Annotated in this window: 14 protein-coding genes and 2 pseudogenes; 8 read left to right on the forward strand and 8 right to left on the reverse strand. The window is 70.9% G+C overall.

From position 1 onward, the window contains the following. Positions 1 to 53: 53 nt before the first annotated feature. The 8 genes from KCH_RS18605 to rpmH all read right to left on the reverse strand — a co-directional run bounded on the left by KCH_RS18605 (position 54) and on the right by rpmH (position 5,863). Complete coding sequence (locus tag KCH_RS18605) at positions 54 to 1,106, reverse strand: ParB/RepB/Spo0J family partition protein (RefSeq protein WP_035864425.1); 1,053 nt, start codon at positions 1,104 to 1,106, stop codon at positions 54 to 56. Beyond that, on the reverse strand, positions 1,103 to 2,065 hold the full coding sequence (locus KCH_RS18610) for a ParA family protein (protein WP_244305667.1): 963 nt from the start codon (positions 2,063 to 2,065) through the stop codon (positions 1,103 to 1,105). Before KCH_RS18610 ends, KCH_RS18605 begins: the two co-directional genes overlap by 4 nt. Positions 2,066 to 2,321: 256 nt before the next feature. Then, the gene (gene rsmG / locus KCH_RS18615; protein WP_035864427.1) at positions 2,322 to 3,101 is read right to left on the reverse strand and encodes a 16S rRNA (guanine(527)-N(7))-methyltransferase RsmG; all 780 of its coding nucleotides are present in this window, start codon (positions 3,099 to 3,101) and stop codon (positions 2,322 to 2,324) included. Positions 3,102 to 3,240: 139 nt separating this feature from the next. Next, positions 3,241 to 3,762 carry a Jag family protein gene (locus KCH_RS18620; RefSeq protein ID WP_035864429.1) on the reverse strand — a complete coding sequence of 174 codons (522 nt, stop codon included), beginning with the start codon at positions 3,760 to 3,762 and terminating at the stop codon, positions 3,241 to 3,243. 58 nt (positions 3,763 to 3,820) lie between these two features. Then, positions 3,821 to 4,963 carry a membrane protein insertase YidC gene (gene yidC / locus KCH_RS18625; RefSeq protein ID WP_051653202.1) on the reverse strand — a complete coding sequence of 381 codons (1,143 nt, stop codon included), beginning with the start codon at positions 4,961 to 4,963 and terminating at the stop codon, positions 3,821 to 3,823. A gap of 3 nt (positions 4,964 to 4,966) precedes the next feature. After that, positions 4,967 to 5,281, reverse strand: a complete 315-nt coding sequence (gene yidD / locus KCH_RS18630; protein ID WP_035864431.1) for a membrane protein insertion efficiency factor YidD — start codon at positions 5,279 to 5,281, stop codon at positions 4,967 to 4,969. After that, positions 5,278 to 5,706, reverse strand: a complete 429-nt coding sequence (rnpA, locus tag KCH_RS39780; protein ID WP_084223724.1) for a ribonuclease P protein component — start codon at positions 5,704 to 5,706, stop codon at positions 5,278 to 5,280. The genes yidD and rnpA overlap by 4 nt, the downstream gene beginning before the upstream one ends. Before the next feature lie 19 nt (positions 5,707 to 5,725). Beyond that, on the reverse strand, positions 5,726 to 5,863 hold the full coding sequence (rpmH, locus tag KCH_RS18635; protein WP_033214180.1) for a 50S ribosomal protein L34: 138 nt from the start codon (positions 5,861 to 5,863) through the stop codon (positions 5,726 to 5,728). Between the two features lie 756 nt (positions 5,864 to 6,619). Here rpmH and dnaA point away from each other — a divergent pair. From dnaA to KCH_RS18675, 8 genes and pseudogenes are all read left to right on the forward strand, one after another. Beyond that, positions 6,620 to 8,122 (forward strand): annotated as a pseudogene (dnaA, locus tag KCH_RS42590) (chromosomal replication initiator protein DnaA); the annotation flags it as partial. Positions 8,123 to 9,107: 985 nt separating this feature from the next. Then, positions 9,108 to 10,238 (forward strand): DNA polymerase III subunit beta, encoded by a 1,131-nt coding sequence (gene dnaN / locus KCH_RS18645; RefSeq protein ID WP_035864433.1) that lies wholly within the window; start codon positions 9,108 to 9,110, stop codon positions 10,236 to 10,238. Between the two features lie 126 nt (positions 10,239 to 10,364). After that, positions 10,365 to 11,258, forward strand: a pseudogene (gnd, locus tag KCH_RS18650) (phosphogluconate dehydrogenase (NAD(+)-dependent, decarboxylating)); the annotation flags it as partial. Positions 11,259 to 11,294: 36 nt separating this feature from the next. After that, on the forward strand, positions 11,295 to 12,431 hold the full coding sequence (gene recF, locus KCH_RS18655) for a DNA replication/repair protein RecF (protein WP_035864438.1): 1,137 nt from the start codon (positions 11,295 to 11,297) through the stop codon (positions 12,429 to 12,431). 67 nt (positions 12,432 to 12,498) lie between these two features. Then, positions 12,499 to 13,011, forward strand: coding sequence for a DciA family protein (locus KCH_RS18660; RefSeq protein ID WP_035864440.1), 513 nt, complete (start codon positions 12,499 to 12,501; stop codon positions 13,009 to 13,011). A 273-nt stretch (positions 13,012 to 13,284) separates the two neighbouring features. Beyond that, entirely contained in the window at positions 13,285 to 15,276 is a 1,992-nt protein-coding gene (gene gyrB, locus KCH_RS18665) for a DNA topoisomerase (ATP-hydrolyzing) subunit B (RefSeq protein ID WP_208865965.1), read from the forward strand. 37 nt (positions 15,277 to 15,313) lie between these two features. Further along, entirely contained in the window at positions 15,314 to 17,914 is a 2,601-nt protein-coding gene (gyrA, locus tag KCH_RS18670; RefSeq protein WP_035864444.1) for a DNA gyrase subunit A, read from the forward strand. 146 nt (positions 17,915 to 18,060) lie between these two features. After that, positions 18,061 to 18,783 (forward strand): DUF3566 domain-containing protein, encoded by a 723-nt coding sequence (locus tag KCH_RS18675; RefSeq protein ID WP_244305364.1) that lies wholly within the window; start codon positions 18,061 to 18,063, stop codon positions 18,781 to 18,783. Positions 18,784 to 18,991: the final 208 nt, after the last annotated feature.

Below are 18,991 nucleotides of genomic sequence, written 5' to 3' on the forward strand. Positions count from 1 at the left end.
GCACGTTTCACGTGAAACATGCACCCGTTGTTCGCCGTTCGCGGTCACCGAGGTCAGGACAGCCGCAGTCCCTGCTCGCCCGGCGCCAGGCTGTCCAGGATCCGGTTCAGGTCCTCGACCGAGCCGAACTCCAGCACCACCTTGCCCTTGCCGATCCGGCCGTCGCGCTGCGAGACCTCGACCTTCACCCGGGTGTCGAAGCGGTCCGAGAGACGGCCCGCCAGCTCGTTGAAGGCCGGCGAGTTGAGCCGCCCGGCCCGCGGCGTGGCCTTCTTCGCCTTCGGGGTCTCACCGGCCATCAGCCCGGCGATCTCCTCGGTGGCCCGCACCGTCAGCTGCTCGGCCACCACCCGCTCCGCCAGCTGCTCCTGGCGCTCGGCGTCCGGCACCATCAGGATCGCCTTCGCGCACCCGGCGCTGACCGTCCCCGCCGCGACCTTCAGCTGCACCGACACCGGCAGGTTCATCAGCCGCAGCGTGTTCGACACATGCGAACGGGACTTGCCCACCCGGCGCGCCAACTGGTCGTGCGTGCAGGCGAAGTCGCGCAGCAGCTGGTCGTAGGCCGCGGCCTCCTCCAGCGCGTTCAGCTCGGCCCGGTGCAGGTTCTCCAGCAGCGCGTCCAGCAGCAGCTTGTCGTCCTCGGTGGCCCGGACGATCGCCGGGATGACGTCGAGACCGGCCTCCCGGGAGGCCCGCCAGCGGCGCTCACCCATGATCAGCTCGTAGCGCTCGGCCCCGGTCTGACGGACCACCACGGGCTGCAGCAGGCCGACCTCCTTGATCGAGGCGACCAGTTCGGCGAGCTTCTCCTCGTCGAACACCTCGCGCGGCTGGCGCGGGTTCGGGCTGATCGCGTCCAGCGGCAGCTCGGCGAACCGGGCGCCGTCCACCGGGGACAGCGCCGCCTCCAGGACGCTGCGGCGCTGATCGCCCGCCAGCTCCCGCAGGCTCTCCGCGGCGGCCTTGGCGGCCACCGTGCCGCGGTCGGTGGGAACCACCGGCGCCGGCGGGTCGGCCGGTGCGGCCGCTCCCCCGGCCGCCGGCTGGGTCGCCGGGATCAGCGCTCCCAGACCCCTGCCCAGACCCCTGCGCGTGCCACTCACCGGTTGCCCTCCATCGAACTGTGCTGTGCGGTCGGCGCGGACGGCTCCGCGCCGCTGCGCGGCGGAACGACCGCCGCGCCTGCCCGGTGCCGCCCGTCGCCCGCCTTCACGACCGCCCGCAGCGCCAACTCGCGGCCGGCCTCCAGGTAGGAGAGCGCACCGCTGGAACCGGGGTCGTAGGTGAGCACGGTCTGCCCGTAGCTGGGGGCCTCGGAGATGCGCACCGACCGCGGGATGGCGGTGGCCAGCACCTCGTTCTCGAAGTGCGTCCGCACCTCCTCGGCGACCTGCGCGGCCAGTCGGGTCCGGGCGTCGTACATGGTGAGCAGGATGGTCGACACGTGCAGCGCCGGGTTCAGGTGCGCCCGCACCAGCTCCACGTTGCGCAGCAGCTGCCCCAGGCCCTCCAGCGCGTAGTACTCGCACTGGATCGGGATCAGCACCTCCTGGCCGGCCACCAGGGCGTTGACCGTCAGCAGCCCGAGCGAGGGCGGACAGTCGATCAGCACGTAGTCGAGCGGCTGCTCGTAGGCCGCGATGGCCCGGTGCAGCCGGCTCTCCCGGGCCACCAGCGAGACCAGTTCGATCTCCGCGCCGGCCAGGTCGATGGTGGCCGGGCAGCAGAACAGCCCCTCCACGTCCACCACCGGCTGCACCACGTCGGCCAGCGGCTTGCCCTCGACCAGCACGTCGTAGATGGACGGCACCTCGGCGTGGTGGTCGATGCCGAGGGCGGTCGAGGCGTTGCCCTGCGGATCGAGGTCGATCACCAGCACCCGCAGGCCGTGCATGGCGAGCGAGGCGGCGAGGTTGACGGTGGTGGTGGTCTTGCCGACCCCACCCTTCTGGTTGGCCACCACCATGACCCGGGTGGCAGCAGGTCGGGGAAGCCCCTCCCCGGCATACCCGGTGACCGGGACGGCGGCGTGCGCGGTACGTGCGACGGGGGTGTCATCCACCTGATCGACGATCTCCGACTCCTGCATGGAGGTCAGTGTTTCACGTGAAACCGGAGCCGCGACAGTCACTGCCGGCTCCCGTTCGGGGGTCCGGTTCAGCTCTTGGCCGAGTACGCCGGTAAGCAGGAAGCGACGTTTCACGTGAAACACGATGCCCGGAATGTCCGGGTCCGACGGCCCGACACTCCGGGGCGCCGACAAGCGAACGGGGCGGGTGACCCGATCGCCACCCGCCCCGCCGCACCGCCACTGCGTCTCAGCGCCGCCCGCGGCCGCCGCCACCACGCCGGCCCGCACCCTCGGCGCCCTTGCCGCCACGACCGGCCCGGGCCGCCTTGGCCCGCCGGGTGGCCGCCTTGACGCCGCCGGGGCTCTCCCCCGCCTCCACCCGGACCACCCGGGTCGGAGTCTCCAGCACGCCCTCGCCGACGCCGATCACCGACCACTTCACCGCACCCAGCCGGGTCAGCGCCGCCCGCGACTCGGTCAGCTCCTGCTCGGCGGTGTCGCCCTTCAGTGCCAGCATCTGCCCGTAGGGCCGCAGCAGCGGCATGCCCCAGCCGGCCAGCCGGTCCAGCGGCGCCACCGCGCGGGCGGTCACCACGTCCACGGCCAGCTTGCCGACCGTCTCCTCGGCGCGACCGCGCAGCACCGTGACGTTGTCCAGACCGAGCTCGCGGACCACCTCCTCCAGGAAGGTGGTGCGCCGCAGCAGCGGCTCCAGCAGGGTCACCGAGACGTCCGGTCGGGCCAGCGCCACCGGGATGCCCGGCAGCCCGGCCCCCGAGCCGACGTCGCACAGCGAGACCTCGGCGGGCAGCAGTTCGGCCAGCACCGCGCAGTTGAGCACGTGCCGGTCCCACAGCCGGGGCACCTCGCGCGGGCCGATCAGTCCGCGCTGCACCCCGGCGGTCGCCAGCAGCTCGGTGTAGCGCACGGCCTGCGGCAGCCGATCGCCGAAGATCCGCCCCGCTGCCTCCGGCGCTTCGGCCAGCCCCTCCAGCGGCGCCTCGGGCTCCGTGCCGTCCCTGTCCATCTCTGCCTCTCCGCTCACCGTCGAATCCACCCGCCCGTCCCAGCACTGTTCCACGTGAAACATCAGTCCACCGCAAAGGCAACGACCCCGCCCGCGAGAGGCGGGCGGGGTCGGACGCTTTCCGGCGGCACCACCGGCATCAAGCCGGCAGCACGACCACACAGCGCTGGGGCTCCTCGCCCTCCGACTCGCTGCGCAGCCCCGCGGCGGCCACCGCGTCGTGCACCACCTTGCGCTCGAACGGGGTCATCGGCCGCAGCTTGACCTGCTCGCCGGTGCTCTTGACCCGCTCGGCCGCGTCCGCGCCCAGCTCGGCGAGCTCGGCCCGCTTGCGCGCCCGGAAGCCCGCGACGTCCAGCATCAGCCGACTGCGCTCGCCGGTCTCCCGGTGCACGGCCAGCCGGGTCAGCTCCTGGAGCGCCTCCAGCACCTCGCCGTCCTGGCCCACCAGCCGCTGCAGCGTCCGGTCGTCGCCCTCGCCGACGATGGAGACCAGCGCCCGGTCCCCCTCGACGTCCATGTCGATGTCGCCGTCCAGGTCCGCGATGTCCAGCAGACCCTCCAGGTAGTCGGCGGCGATGTCACCCTCGCGCTCCAGACGGGCGAGGGCGCTCTCACCGGCCGGCGCGGTGTCGACGGCGGAGGTGGTGCCATCCGTCACAGGTGGACTCCTTCAGGAATGGGGCCCTCGGGTGGGGCCGAGAACGAGGGGGTCGGGACTACTTCTTCTTCGGACGCTGGCCCTGGCCGCCGCGCCGCGGCTGCTGGCGCTGACCCTGCCGGTCCGCCGGCTTCGCCCCGCCCGCCTTCGCACCGGACTTCCCGGCCGCTCCGGCCGGCTCTGCCTCCGACTCGTCCGCCGCCGGGCTCTGGTCCTCCGCGTGCGCCTGGTGCGCCGCCGTGGCCTGCCGCTGCGCCTTGGTCTGCTTGCGCGGCTGCTGCCGGCGGACCTGCACGCTGTCCTCGACCGCCGCCTGGGCGTCGGCCGCCGCGCCGCTCTTGGAGCCGCCGGTCAGCGAGGCCAGCAGGCCGACCTTCTTGATCGAGCCGTCCGGGTTGATCCGGCCCTGCTTCTTCAGACGGGCCTGACGCTCGTTCCAGGCCTGGCTGCCCGGCGTCGGGTTGTTGCGGATGACGATCAGCTGCTGGCCCATCGACCAGACGTTGGTGGTGAGCCAGTAGACCAGCACACCGACCGGGAAGTTGATGCCCATCACGGCGAACATGATCGGGAAGACGTACATCAGCATCTTCTGCTGCTGCATGAACGGCGTCTTGACCGTCAGGTCCATGTTCTTGGTCATCAGCTGGCGCTGCGTGATGAACTGCGACAGCGACATCAGCACGATCATGATCGCGACGACGATCTGCACCTGCACGCTGTCCGCGCCGACGAACTTCGCCGACAGCGGGGCACCGAAGATGTGCGCCTGCTTGGCGCTCTCCAGCAGGGTCTGGTCGATGACACCGATCTGCTTGTCATTGGCGACCGAGGCCAGCACACCGTAGAGGGCAGTGAAGAACGGCGCCTGCACGAGGATCGGAAGGCACGAGGAGAACGGGTTGGTACCCGCCTCCTTGTACAGCTTCATCATCTCTTCGGACTGGCGCTGCTTGTCGTTCTTGTAGCGCTCCTGGATGGCCTTCATCTTCGGCTGGATCGCCTGCATGGCCCGGGTCGCCTTGATCTGCTTCACGAAGAGCGGGATCAGGCAGATCCGGATGACGACCACCATCATCACGATGGACAGGCCCCAGGCCCAGCCGCCGTCCGGGTCGAAGACGTGGCTGAACAGCGAGTGGAACTGGACGATGATCCAGGACACCGCGTAGTAGAGGGGACTCAGAAAACCGAAGGTCACCGGTCAGACTCCTTGGACATCGGGCTTCGCCACCGGCTCCGGCTCGGCGGTCCCGCTCGTGGGGGTCAGCAGATTGCGCAGCCGGCGGTGCCACACCGGATGCTTTCGCGGCGGAACATGGTCGACCCCACCGGGAGACCAGGGGTTGCAGCGCAGGATGCGCCAGACGGTCAGCCCGCCTCCCTTGATCGCCCCATGGACGCGCACCGCCTCGTACCCGTAGCGGGAGCACGAGGGGTAGTAACGGCACACCGGGCCGAGCAGCGGACTGATGGTCCACTGGTAGAGCCTGATCAGGCCCATCAGCAGGTACTTCATCGCCCTGTTCCCGTCGGGGCACTGCCGGCCGGTTCCGACCTGAGCAGGCGGCGGAGCGCCGCGTCCAGGTCGTGCCCGAGGTCTGGGTACGAGGCCGTCGCCGCAGCAGGCAGCGCCCGTACCACTATCAGGCTACCTGCGGGCAACCGGGACAGGCGCTCACGGACCAGGTGACGCAGCCGACGCTTCACGGCGTTCCGGACCACGGCAGGCCCCACGGCCTTGCTCACGACGAAACCCGCACGCGCCGAAGGAAGCCCCTCGGCGACGTGCGGGCTGGAGTCGCTGTTCCGGCCGGCGCCCTCGTCGGCTGCCACCTCTCTGTGGAGGTGGACCACCAACAGGGGCCGACCGGCGCGGCGGCCGCGTTTCACCGCGGTCGCGAAGTCCTGGCGCCGCCGCAGCCGATTCTCGGTGGGCAGCACTGCAGACCCTCTACGCGGATCAGGCGGACAGGGCGGTGCGGCCCTTGGCACGGCGGTTCGCCAGGATGGCGCGGCCGGCGCGGGTACGCATGCGCAGCCGGAAGCCGTGGGTCTTGGCGCGACGACGGTTGTTCGGCTGGAAGGTGCGCTTGCTCACTCGGGGGCTCCTGGGGTGAATCGTAGGATGACGGGGAGTCGCTTGGCCGTCACCGTGCGTCCGCGCGATCTCCCCTTGCACTTGGGAAATCCGGTCCCGGACCCAGATCTGCTGGGTTGAGGAACACCACGGCGCCCGTGCTGCGCGCGTCATGGAAGCGGGCGGACCCGCGGACATGCGGCAGCGGCCATCGACAACTCGACCTGGTTACGGTACGCGGCAGCGGGTCGGAGGGTCAAACCAGGTGGCCGCCGGCCCGTTGCCCACAGCCTGTGGACAACGACTTGAATCAGCTCTGCGCGCTGACTACCGTTGCAGGACTTGTCTCTTTTGTTCTGTGCTCGCGGCCGCTTCCGCCCCGCGCCCACCCAGACCTCTCCCGACCTTGCCTGACTGCCCCTGCCCGGGGAACGAGAAAGCGTGTACCAGTGGCTGATGTCAACAGCGATCTCGTCCTGATGTGGTCGAGGGTCGTCGAGCGACTGGTCAGCGACAGCGATGTCGTGGAGAAGGACAAGAACTGGGTCCGCCGGACCCAGCCGATGTGGATGATGCACGACACCGCCCTGCTCGCGGCGCCCAACGAGTTCGCCAAGCAGGTGCTGGAGGGCCGGCTGCTGCCGCAGCTGACCGAGGCCATCTCGCACGAGTTCGGCCGCCAGGTGCGGATCGCCGTGATGGTGGACGCCAACGCCGCCCCGCCCGCCGGCCCGGAGGCCGAACCGGAGCCGGAGCCGGAGGACGTCCAGGAGTGGCCGCACCCGCGGGCCGACCACGGCTACCAGTCCGAGCCGGGCTACCCGCCCGAGCAGGGCTACCAGCAGCCGGGCCCCGCCCACCCCTCGCAGCAGCCGCAGCCCGGCGCCTGGCCCGGCCGTCCGGCCGACGACTACCAGCGGCCCGGGTACCCGCAGGGCTACCCGCCGGCCGAGCCCTACGGGGCGCCGCAGGACCCGTACCGGGAGCAGTCCGGCGGGAGTTGGGAGCCGCAGGCGGCGCCCGAGCGGCGGCCGGAGCCGGCCCCGCGGCGGGCCAGCCGGCCGGCCGCGGACTCCGCCCAGGGCGACCTGTTCGGCGGGGCGCTCGGCTCCCCCGACGAGGACCGGCCGCGGCACGGCGGCTCCCGGCGGGCCGCGCCCGGCCCGCCCGGTCGAGCGCACGCCCGCGCCCGGCGTCCCGGCCCCACCCGGCGCTCCCCCGGCGGGCGGCTCCCGCAAGGACGAGCCGAACGCCCGGCTGAATCCCAAGTACCTGTTCGACACTTTCGTGATCGGTGCCAGCAACCGCTTCGCGCACGCCGCTGCGGTGGCGGTCGCCGAGGCCCCGGCGAAGGCGTACAACCCGCTGTTCATCTACGGCGAGTCCGGGCTCGGCAAGACCCACCTGCTGCACGCCATCGGGCACTATTCGCGCAGCCTGTTCCCGGGCACCCGGGTGCGGTACGTGAGTTCGGAGGAATTCACCAACGAGTTCATCAACTCGATCCGGGACGGCAAGGCGGACGCGTTCCGCAAGCGCTACCGGGACATCGACATCCTGCTGGTCGACGACATCCAGTTCCTGGCCAGCAAGGAGTCGACGCAGGAGGAGTTCTTCCACACCTTCAACACCCTGCACAACGCGAACAAGCAGATCGTGCTCTCCTCGGACCGGCCGCCCAAGCAGCTGATCACGCTGGAGGACCGGCTGCGCAACCGCTTCGAGTGGGGCCTGATCACCGACGTCACCCCGCCGGAGCTGGAGACCCGGATCGCGATCCTCCGCAAGAAGGCGATCCAGGAGCAACTCAACGCCCCCGCCGACGTGTTGGAGTTCATCGCGTCCCGGATCACCCGGAACATCCGGGAGTTGGAGGGCGCGCTGATCCGGGTCACCGCGTTCGCCAACCTGAACCGGGCGCCGGTGGACCTGGAGCTGGCCGGGATCGTCCTGAAGGACCTGATCCCGGGCGGGGACGAGGACGCCGGGCCGGAGATCACCGCGCAGGTGATCATGCAGCAGACGGCCGCGTACTTCGGGCTGGGCGTGGAGGACCTGTGCGGATCCTCGCGCAGCCGGGTGCTGGTGACGGCGCGTCAGATCGCCATGTACCTGTGCCGGGAGCTGACCGACCTGTCGCTGCCGAAGATCGGTGCGCAGTTCGGCGGCCGCGACCACACGACCGTGATGCACGCGGACCGGAAGATCCGCTCGCTGATGGCCGAGCGGCGGTCCATCTACAACCAGGTCACCGAGCTCACCAACCGCATCAAGAGCTAGCCGCAGCACCGCAGTTGACCCGTCCGAAGGGGCGCCGGGCCGAGCAGGTCCGGCGCCCCTTCGGCGTGCCCGCGACGGGCCGGTCGGGCGAATCCCGGCGGCCGGCAGGTGTGGCGGCGGGTACGGCGGGGCAGGAATCCCCGCGACGGCCCGGGCGATCGGCTCGCCGCCCGCTCGAACGTCTGCGCAGCTATTCGAACGGTTCGGGTGCGCAACGGAGTTGTCCACAGAACGGGTGGGTTTTCCCCGTCCACAGGCTCCACAGGCCCGAGTTATCCAGAGGTTCCTCCACAGGCGGATCGCCGCTACGCTCTTCGGCGCAGGTCAGACCCCTGTGGACTTGTGCACAACCGTTGTCCACAGCCTGTGGAGAACTGAGTGCCCGTCAGTGGGCCGTCGGAGTTGTCCCCAGGTCGTCCACAGGGAAAGCCGAGTTTTCCCCAGGTTTTCCACAACGGCGTCCACAGTTCGACAACATCAACTCGCTTGTCAGGCCTGGGTGTGAAAGGCGTCACGTGATGTTGATCCGGCGTCGTGGATAACTCGGCGGATTTCTGTGGACGAGCCTGGGGATAACCTGTGGATACCGAGCGTGGCCTGTGGATTACGCTCCGTTGTCCACAGCGGGCCCTGCTTGTCCACAGTCGCCGTCCACAGGGACTGTGGACAAAATCTGGCCTCTGACCTGCGGAAACGGGGTTATCCACGGTATCCACAGGCCCTACTACTACTGCTACACCTAGAGAGCTCGAGACTTGATCAACAGTGGGGGTGGCCCGAATCTGTGGACAACCGCGCCCCGACATCTGTTCGGCTTGCTTCCGCCCATCTGCCCCGACTGTCGGCCGAGTACGTCAGACTGTCCTTCGGCACCTGGAAGCCGAGCGGAGCGAGTCCGGTCGGCGGGGAGCCGGAAGACGATCAACAGCGCCGGTCGGCAGTACGGGCCGACGGCGCGGCGACAGCAGCCAGGAGGCGGTTACCGGTGAAGTTCCGGGTGGAGCGTGATGTCCTCGCGGAGGCGGTGGCCTGGGCCGCCCGCAGCCTCCCCGCGCGGCCGCCGGTGCCGGTGCTGGCCGGCCTGCTGTTGACCGCGCAGGACGGCTCGCTGGCACTGTCCGGGTTCGACTACGAGGTCTCGGCCCGGGTCGAGCTGGAGGCGGACGTCGAGGAGGCCGGCACCGTCCTGGTCTCCGGCCGCCTGCTCAACGACATCTCGCGCAACCTGCCGAACCGCCCGGTGGAGATCTCCACCGACGGCATGCGGGTCAGCGTGGTCTGCGGCAGCTCGCGGTTCACCCTGCCGACGCTGCCGGTCGACGAGTACCCGGCGCTGCCGCAGATGCCGACCGCCACCGGCACCGTCCCGGGCGACGTGTTCGCCTCGGCGGTCAGCCAGGCCGCGGTCGCCGCCGGCCGCGACGACACCCTGCCGGTGCTCACCGGCGTCCGGGTCGAGATCAACGGCAGCGGGATCACCCTGGCCGCCACCGACCGGTACCGGTTCGCCGTCCGCGAGCTGCTGTGGAAGCCCGAGCAGGACGACATCAACGCCGTCGCGCTCGTCCCGGCCAAGACGCTGCAGGACATCGCCAAGTCGCTGGGCAGCGGCGACCACGTGTCGATCGCGCTGTCCACCGGCGGCGCCGGCGAGGGCCTGATCGGCTTCGAGGGCGCCGGCCGGCGGACCACCACCCGCCTGCTGGAGGGCGAGTTCCCGAAGTTCCGGTCGATCTTCCCGACCGAGTTCTCGGCGGTCGCCGCGGTGCAGACCCAGCCGTTCCTGGAGGCGCTCAAGCGCGTCTCGCTGGTGGCCGAGCGCAACACCCCGGTCCGGCTGAACTTCGAGCAGGGCGTGCTCACCCTGGAGGCCGGCTCGGGCGACGACGCCCAGGCCTCCGAGCGGGTCGAGGCGGACCTCGAGGGCGACGACATCTCGATCGCGTTCAACCCCGGCTACCTGGAGGAGGGGCTCAAGGCGATCGACGCCGCGTACGCGCAGCTGAGCTTCACCACTCCGACCAAGCCGGCGCTGCTCACCGGCAAGCCCGCGGTGGACGCCGAACCGGACGAGGCCTACCAGTACCTGATCATGCCGGTCCGCCTGTCCGGCTGACGCGGCGTCAAGTCACCAGGGGCGCGAGGGGCACCGGCCTCCGCGCCCCTGTGGCTGCCCGGACGTGCCCGATCGGCGGCGTAGGCTCGGGGAGCGCGGCAACGGCGCCGCCGTCAGGCACGGAACCACAGTGAAGGACTTGTCATGGAGCTCGGCCTCATCGGTCTCGGCAAGATGGGCGGCAACATGCGCGAGCGCATCCGCCGCGCCGGCCACACCGTCATCGGCTACGACCGCAACCCCGACCTCGCCGACGTCGACAGCGTGGAGCAGCTGGTCGCCACCCTGGAGGCCCCCCGCGTGGTGTGGGTGATGGTCCCCGCCGGCGCCGCCACCCAGGAGACCGTCGAGCACCTGGCCGAACTGCTCTCCCCCGGCGACGTGGTGGTGGACGGCGGCAACTCCCGCTGGACCGACGACATCCAGCACGCCGAGCTGCTGGCCGCCAAGGGCATCGGCTTCGTCGACTGCGGCGTCTCCGGCGGCGTCTGGGGCCTGGAGAACGGCTACGCGCTGATGTACGGCGGCGACGCCGCGCACGTCGCGAAGGTCCAGCCGGTCTTCGACGCGCTCAAGCCCGAGGGCGAGTTCGGCTCGGTGCACGCCGGCAAGGTCGGCGCCGGCCACTTCGCCAAGATGGTCCACAACGGCATCGAGTACGCGATGATGCAGGCCTTCGCCGAGGGCTGGGAGCTGCTGGAGGCGGCCCCCGAGGTCACCGACGTGCGCGAGGTCTTCCGCAGCTGGCAGGAGGGCACCGTCATCCGCTCCTGGCTGCTCGACCTCGCGGTCCGGGCGCTGGACGACGACGAGCACCTGGCCAAGCTCAAGGGCTGGGCCGCCGACTCCGGCGAGGGCCGCTGGACGGTCGAGGCCGCGATCGACCACGCGGTCCCGCTGCCGGCCATCACCGCCTCGCTGTTCGCCCGCTTCGCGTCCCGCCAGGACGACTCCCCGCAGATGAAGATGATCGCGGCGCTGCGCAACCAGTTCGGCGGCCACGCGGTCGAGTCCAAGTAAGCACCCACGGCCAGAAGGCGAGCGCAGTCCACCGTCATGCACGTCGCGCACCTGTCGCTCGCCGACTTCCGTTCCTACGCCCGGGTCGAGGTTCCGCTCGACCCGGGCGTCACCGCGTTCGTGGGCCCGAACGGGCAGGGCAAGACCAACCTGGTCGAGGCGATCGGCTACGTCGCCACCCTGGGCAGCCACCGGGTCGCCACCGACGCCCCGCTGGTCCGCCTCGGCGCCGAGCGGGCGGTGGTCCGGGCCAGCGTGGTGGCGCAGGGCGGCCGGACCACCCTGGTCGAGCTGGAGATCACCCCCGGCAAGGCCAACCGGGCCCGGCTGAACCGCTCCGACAACATCCGCCCGCGCGACGTGCTGGGCGTGCTGCGCACCGTGCTGTTCGCCCCCGAGGACCTGACGCTGGTCAAGGGCGACCCCGGCGAGCGCCGCCGCTTCCTGGACGAGCTGCTGACCGCCCGCGCGCCCCGGCTGGCCGGCGTGCGCTCCGACTACGAGCGCGTCCTCAAGCAGCGCAACGCCCTGCTGAAGACCGCCGCGACGGCCCGCCGGGCCGGTGGCGGCAAGGCCGCCGACCTGGCCACCCTGGAGGTCTGGGACGGCCACCTGGCCCGCACCGGGGCCGAGCTGACGGCCTTTCGGATCCAGCTGGTGGCCGCGCTCCAGCCGCTGGTCGCCGAGGCCTACCGCCAGCTCGCGCCCGGCGCCGGGGAGACCGTGCTGGAGTACCGCTCCTCCTTCGAGGGCGAGCTGCCGACCAGCCGCGAACAGGCCGAGCAGCAACTGCTGGACGCCCTGCAAGCCATGCGCAAGCAGGAGATCGACCGCGGCCTGACCCTGGTCGGCCCGCACCGCGACGAGCTGCTGCTGCGGCTCGGCCCGCTGCCCGCCAAGGGCTACGCCAGCCACGGCGAGTCCTGGTCGTACGCGCTGGCGCTCCGGCTGGCCTCGTACGAGCTGCTGCGCTCCGAGGGCGGGGAGCCGGTGCTGATCCTGGACGACGTGTTCGCCGAGCTGGACGCCCGCCGGCGGGACCGGCTGGCCGAGCTGGTGGCCGGCGGCGAGCAGGTGCTGGTCACCGCGGCGGTCGCGGAGGACGTCCCGAAGGCGCTCAGCGGGGCCCGGTACGGCGTCTCGGAGGGCGCCGTGACCCGGCTCACGCCGTGAGGTCCGGCGACCCCGTACCCTGGACCGCTCGTCGGTGCAGTTGTCCACAGCCTGGGGATGGAGCGTGATGGCGGAGAGCTCGGAGCTTTCGGGGATCGACCTGGCCCGGGTGGCGCTGCGCGCCGCCAAGGAGCAGGCCCGGCAGCGCGGCGAGCAGGTCCGCGAGCGCCGGGAGGCGAAGCGCACCGGACTGCGCAGCGGCGCCCGCGCGGACGGCCGCGACCCGGTGCCGCTGGGGGCGGCGCTGAACCGGCTGATCACCGAGCGCGGCTGGGAGGCGCCGGCCGCGGTGGGCGGCGTGATGGGCCGCTGGTCGCAGATCGTGGGGCCGGACATCGCTGCGCACTGTGAACCCAAGTCGTACGCGGAGGCCGAGGCGGTCCTCACCGTGCAGTGCGACTCCACCGCGTGGGCGACCCAACTCCGGCTGCTGGCGCGACAGTTGGTGGCCCGTCTGAACCACGAGCTGGGGCACGGCACGGTCCGCGTCATCAAGGTGCTGGGGCCGGACGCCCCGGTGCGCGGTTACGGGCGGTTGCGGGCCCCCGGGAGCAAGGGCCCCGGGGACACCTGGGGCTGAGCCCGGCGGAGCGGATCGCGATCCTCCGGAATCGCTGGCAGCCCGTCCAGGCGCTCTGAGCCCCCCTGCCGAGTATCGGGACATGTGCAGAGGGGATTCAGGGCGGCACATCTGCCCTCAGAGGCTGCCAAACGCCCCTCTCTGTCACTCGTACCGGTAGACTGAAGCGCAAACACCGTTGCGTGCAGCAACCGAGTCGAAACGCCGTGGTCGCACACCTGCCCGGGCAAGCGGGAAGGGGCGCGGCCCGCGCTGTGCCAGAGAGGGCGCTTCGTGGCCGATTCCGGCAACCCCAGCCAGACCCCAGACCCGTCCGACAACAAGGCGTACGACGCCAGCGCGATCCAGGTGCTGGAGGGCCTCGACGCCGTCCGCAAGCGCCCCGGCATGTACATCGGCTCGACCGGCGAGCGCGGCCTGCACCACCTGGTGTACGAGATCGTGGACAACTCGGTCGACGAGGCGCTGGCCGGCCACGCCGACACCATCGACGTGACGATCCTGGCCGACGGCGGCGTGCGGGTGGTCGACAACGGCCGCGGCATCCCGGTCGGCATCATGCCCGGCCAGGACAAGCCCGCCGTCGAGGTCGTCCTGACCGTGCTGCACGCGGGCGGCAAGTTCGGCGGCGGCGGCTACGCGGTCTCCGGCGGTCTGCACGGCGTCGGCGTCTCCGTGGTGAACGCGCTCTCCACCCGCCTCGCGGTGGAGATCCTCACCGACGGCGCCCGCTGGACCCAGGAGTACAAGTCCGGCACCCCGACCGCCCCGCTGGCGAAGCACGAGGCCACCGAGGAGACCGGCACCACGGTCACCTTCTGGGCCGACCCGGACATCTTCGAGACCACCGTCTACTCGTTCGAGACGCTCTCCCGGCGCTTCCAGGAGATGGCCTTCCTCAACAAGGGCCTGACTATCTCGCTGACCGACGAGCGCCCCGAGCACGCGGACGAGGAGGGCAAGCCGCTCGCCGTCCGGTACAAGTACGACGGCGGCATCGCCGACTTCGTCGCCCACCTCAACTCCCGCAAGGGCGAGGTGATCCACCCCTCGGTGATCGACTTCGAGGCGGAGGACAAGGACCGGCGGATCTCCGCCGAGGTCGCGATGCAGTGGAACTCGTCCTACACCGAGGGCGTGTACTCGTTCGCGAACACCATCCACACCCACGGCGGCGGCACCCACGAGGAGGGCTTCCGCTCCGCGCTGACCGGTCTGATGAACCGTTACGCGCGCGACAAGAAGCTGCTCCGCGACAAGGACGACAACCTCTCCGGCGAGGACATCCGCGAGGGCCTGACCGCGATCATCTCGGTCAAGCTCGGCGAGCCGCAGTTCGAGGGCCAGACCAAGGACAAGCTCGGCAACACCGAGGCCAAGACCTTCGTACAGAAGGTGGTCAACGAGCACCTGGCCGACTGGCTGGACCGCAACCCCAACGAGGCCGCGGACATCATCCGCAAGTCCATCCAGGCCGCCAGCGCCCGGGTCGCCGCCCGCAAGGCCCGCGACCTGACCCGCCGCAAGGGCCTGCTGGAGTCCGCCTCGCTGCCCGGCAAGCTCTCGGACTGCCAGTCCAAGGACCCGGCCGAGTGCGAGATCTTCATCGTCGAGGGCGACTCGGCCGGCGGCTCCGCCAAGCAGGGCCGCGACCCGCGCACCCAGGCGATCCTCCCGATCCGCGGCAAGATCCTGAACGTCGAGAAGGCCCGGATCGACAAGGTGCTGCAGAACACCGAGGTCCAGGCGCTGATCTCGGCCTTCGGCTGCGGCATCCAGGAGGACTACGACGCCGAGAAGCTCCGCTATCACAAGATCGTGCTGATGGCCGACGCCGACGTCGACGGACAGCACATCCGCACCCTGCTGCTGACCCTGCTGTTCCGCTTCATGCGACCGCTGGTCGAGGCCGGGTACGTCTACCTGGCGATGCCCCCGCTGTACAAGATCAAGTGGGGCCGCGACGAGTTCGAGTACGCCTACTCCGACCGCGAGCGCGACGCGCTGATCGCCGCCGGCGTCGAGGCCGGCCGCCGACTCCCGAAGGACGACGCCATCCAGCGCTTCAAGGGCCTCGGCGAGATGAACGCCGAGGAGCTGCGCGTCACCACCATGGACGCCGCCCACCGCCTGCTGCTCCAGGTCACCCTGGAGGACGCCGCCCGCGCCGACGACCTGTTCTCCGTCCTGATGGGCGAGGACGTCGAGGCCCGCCGCTCCTTCATCCAGCGCAACGCGAAGGACGTCCGCTTCCTGGACGTCTGACGTCCGCCCAGGATCGTTGAAAGGAAACTGACCACCAGTGGTCGACGACAACCGTCCGGACGGCGGCGAGCAGCCCGAGGACAGCACCACCCCTGCCCAGAGCGGTCACCGGGTCGAGCTCATCGAGCTCGAGACCGAGATGCAGCGCTCCTACCTCGACTACGCGATGAGCGTCATCGTGTCGCGCGCCCTCCCCGAGGTCCGCGACGGCCTCAAGCCGGTGCACCGACGCGTGCTCTACGCGATGTACGACGGCGGCTACCGGCCCGAGAAGGGCTACTACAAGTGCGCCCGCGTGGTCGGCGACGTGATGGGCAACTACCACCCGCACGGCGACACCTCGATCTACGACACCCTGGTCCGCCTCGCCCAGCCCTGGTCGATGCGGATGCCGCTGGTCGACGGCAACGGCAACTTCGGCTCCCCGGGCAACGACCCGGCCGCGGCGATGCGCTACACCGAGTGCAAGATGATGCCGCTGGCGATGGAGATGATGCGCGACATCGACGAGGAGACCGTCGACTTCGCCGCCAACTACGACGGCCGCCAGCAGGAACCCACCGTCCTGCCCTCGCGCATCCCCAACCTGCTGGTCAACGGCGCCACCGGCATCGCGGTCGGCATGGCCACCAACATCCCGCCGCACAACCTGCGCGAGGTCGCGTCCGGCGCGCTCTGGGCGCTGGAGCACCCCGAGGCGTCCAACGAGGAGCTGCTGGACGCCCTGATCGAGCGGATCAAGGGCCCCGACTTCCCCACCGGCGCGCTGATCGTCGGCCGCCGCGGCATCGACGACGCGTACCGCACCGGCCGCGGCTCGATCACCATGCGCGCCGTGGTCGAGGTCGAGGAGATCCAGGGCCGCCAGTGCCTGGTGATCACCGAGCTGCCGTTCCAGGTCAACCCGGACAACCTCGCGCTGAAGATCGCCGACCTGGTCAAGGACGGCCGGATCGCCGGCATCGCCGACGTCCGCGACGAGTCCTCCTCGCGCACGGGCCAGCGCCTGGTCATCGTGCTCAAGCGCGACGCGGTCGCCAAGGTCGTGCTCAACAACCTGTACAAGCACACCGACCTGCAGACCAACTTCGGCGCCAACATGCTGGCCCTGGTCGACGGCGTGCCGCGCACCCTGTCGCTGGACGCCTTCATCCGGCACTGGGTCGCCCACCAGATCGAGGTCATCGTCCGCCGGACCACCTTCCGGCTGCGCAAGGCCGAGGAGCGCGCCCACATCCTGCGCGCGCTGCTCAAGGCCCTCGACCAGATCGACGCGGTGATCGCGCTGATCCGCGCCTCGGAGAGCGCCGACGCCGCCCGCACCGGCCTGATGCAGCTGCTGGAGATCGACGAGCTCCAGGCCAACGCCATCCTCGAGATGCAGCTGCGCCGGCTGGCCGCCCTGGAGAGCGCCCGCATCCTCAGCGAGCACGACGAGCTCCAGGCCAAGATCAACGAGTACAACGCGATCCTCGCCTCGCCCGCCCGGCAGCGCGAGATCGTCTCCGAGGAGCTCACCGCGATCGTCGAGAAGTACGGCGACGAGCGGCGCTCCACCCTGATCCCCTCCGACGGCGACCTCTCCATCGAGGACCTCATCGCCGAGGAGGACATCGTCGTCACCATCACCCGCGGCGGCTACGTCAAGCGCACCCGCTCCGACCTCTACCGCTCGCAGAAGCGCGGCGGCAAGGGCGTGCGCGGTGCGCAGCTGAAGCAGGACGACATCGTCGACCACTTCTTCGTCACCACCACCCACAACTGGATCCTGTTCTTCACCAACAAGGGCCGGGTCTACCGCGCCAAGGGCTACGAGCTGCCGGATGCCGGCCGCGACGCCCGCGGCCAGCACGTCGCCAACCTGCTGGCCTTCCAGCCGGAGGAGCACATCACCCAGGTGATGGCAGTCCGCACCTACGAGGACAAGCCGTACCTGGTGCTCGCCACCCGCGGCGGCCTGGTCAAGAAGTCCCCGCTCAAGGACTACGACTCCCCGCGCTCCGGCGGCCTGATCGCGATCAACCTGCGCCAGGACGAGGAGGGCCGGGACGACGAGCTGATCGGCGCCGAGCTGGTCTCCGCCGACGACGACCTGCTGCTGATCTCCCGGAAGGCCCAGTCGATCCGCTTCAAGGCCACCGACGAGGCGCTCCGCCCGATGAGCCGGGCCACCTCCGGCGTCAAGGGCATGTCGTTCCGCGAGGACGACGAACTGCTCTCGATGAACGTGGTCCGTCCCGGGACGTACGTCTTCACCGCCACCGACGGCGGGTACGCCAAGCGGACCTCGGTCGACGAGTACCGTGTGCAGGGACGCGGCGGGTTCGGCATCAAGGCGGCGAAGATCGTCGAGGGCCGGGGCTCGCTGGTCGGCGCCCTGGTGGTCGAGGAGACCGACGAGATCATGGCCATCACGCTCTCCGGCGGCGTGATCCGGACCAGGGTTTCCGAAGTACGTGAAACCGGACGTGACACCATGGGCGTCCAACTGATCAACCTCGGAAAGCGCGACGCGGTGGTGGGCATGGCCCGCAACGCGGAGGCCGACGAGGAGGAGGGCGCGGACCTGGACGCCGAGGCGACCGAGACCGCGACCGCCACCGAGCACGAGGCGGACGGCACGCCCGACCAGGGCTGACGCACGACCGCGACCGTGGTGCCCGTCCCGCTCCAGGCGGGGCGGGCACCACGGGTTGACCGCAGGCCAACCGGGCAGGCGGAGCACGAGCACAACACGGACCAGGGCGGTTCGATCGGCCTGGCGGACGGTTCGGGAGGACCACGGTGAGCGGAGCCACGGGTACTGGAGGTGCCACGGGCGGCCTGTCGGGCGGACAGGGCGGGACACCGTACGGCGCACCCCAGCGCCCCGAGCACCCCGCCGCGTCCACCTCGGTGATGCCTTCGGTCGGCCAGGGCGGCGCCCAGCCCGGCTACGGCGGCCAGACCCCGCCGCCGCCCCCCAGCGCCCCGCCGGCGGGCGGCTTCTCCCAGCCCACCACGTACGCCAAGGGCCAGCCCACCCCGCCGCGCGGCACCCGCACCGGCGGCGGCCAGGGCACCTCCGGCGGCCAGGGCGGCGGCCAGGCCCGGCGCCCCGGCACCCCCGGCCCGGCCTCCTCCGGCGGCACTGGGCGGGTCCGCAAGGCCCGGCTGCGGATCACCAAGGCCGACCCCTGGTCGGTCATGAAGGTCAGCTTCCTGCTCTCGCTCGCCGTCGGCGTGATCATCATCGTGGCCGCCGCGGTGCTCTGGATGACCCTGGACGGCCTCGGCGTCTTCGACTCGCTGACCAGCACCCTCAAGGACGTCACCGGCAGCGACAGCTCCGGCGCCTTCAACCTGATGGACTACATCGGGTTCGGCAAGGTCATGATGTTCACCACCCTGATCGCGGTGGTCGACGTGGTCCTGATGACCGCGCTGTCCACCCTCGCCGCGTTCATCTACAACACCGCGGCCGGCTTCACCGGCGGCATCGAGCTGACCCTGGCCGAAGAAGACTGATTCCGCGTCAGTCCGACGGAATTCCCCGGGCCCCGAAGGCTGTTGAAGCCTTCGGGGCCCGCGCCGTCTCCGGCGGCAATCGGGTGACCGCCCCGGCGCGCCAGGGCGGTCGCACCGCCCCCGCGTGGACAAATGAAGAGACACCAACGAGCACGGGGCCGACCGGCCGCGACAGCGGTCACCCGGCGGCCCGGACGGGTACGGCCGG

The organism is Kitasatospora cheerisanensis KCTC 2395 (assembly GCF_000696185.1).
Taxonomy (GTDB): Bacteria; Actinomycetota; Actinomycetes; order Streptomycetales; family Streptomycetaceae; genus Kitasatospora; species Kitasatospora cheerisanensis.

Bases quoted from the DNA above. Each gene is read 5' to 3' on its own strand.
- rsmG (WP_035864427.1), bottom strand. From the start codon at position 3,101: ATGGACAGGGACGGCACGGAGCCCGAGGCGCCGCTGGAGGGGCTGGCC.
- KCH_RS18660 (WP_035864440.1), top strand. From the start codon at position 12,499: ATGGCGGAGAGCTCGGAGCTTTCGGGGATCGACCTGGCCCGGGTGGCG.
- yidD (WP_035864431.1), bottom strand. From the start codon at position 5,281: ATGAAGTACCTGCTGATGGGCCTGATCAGGCTCTACCAGTGGACCATC.
- recF (WP_035864438.1), top strand. From the start codon at position 11,295: ATGCACGTCGCGCACCTGTCGCTCGCCGACTTCCGTTCCTACGCCCGG.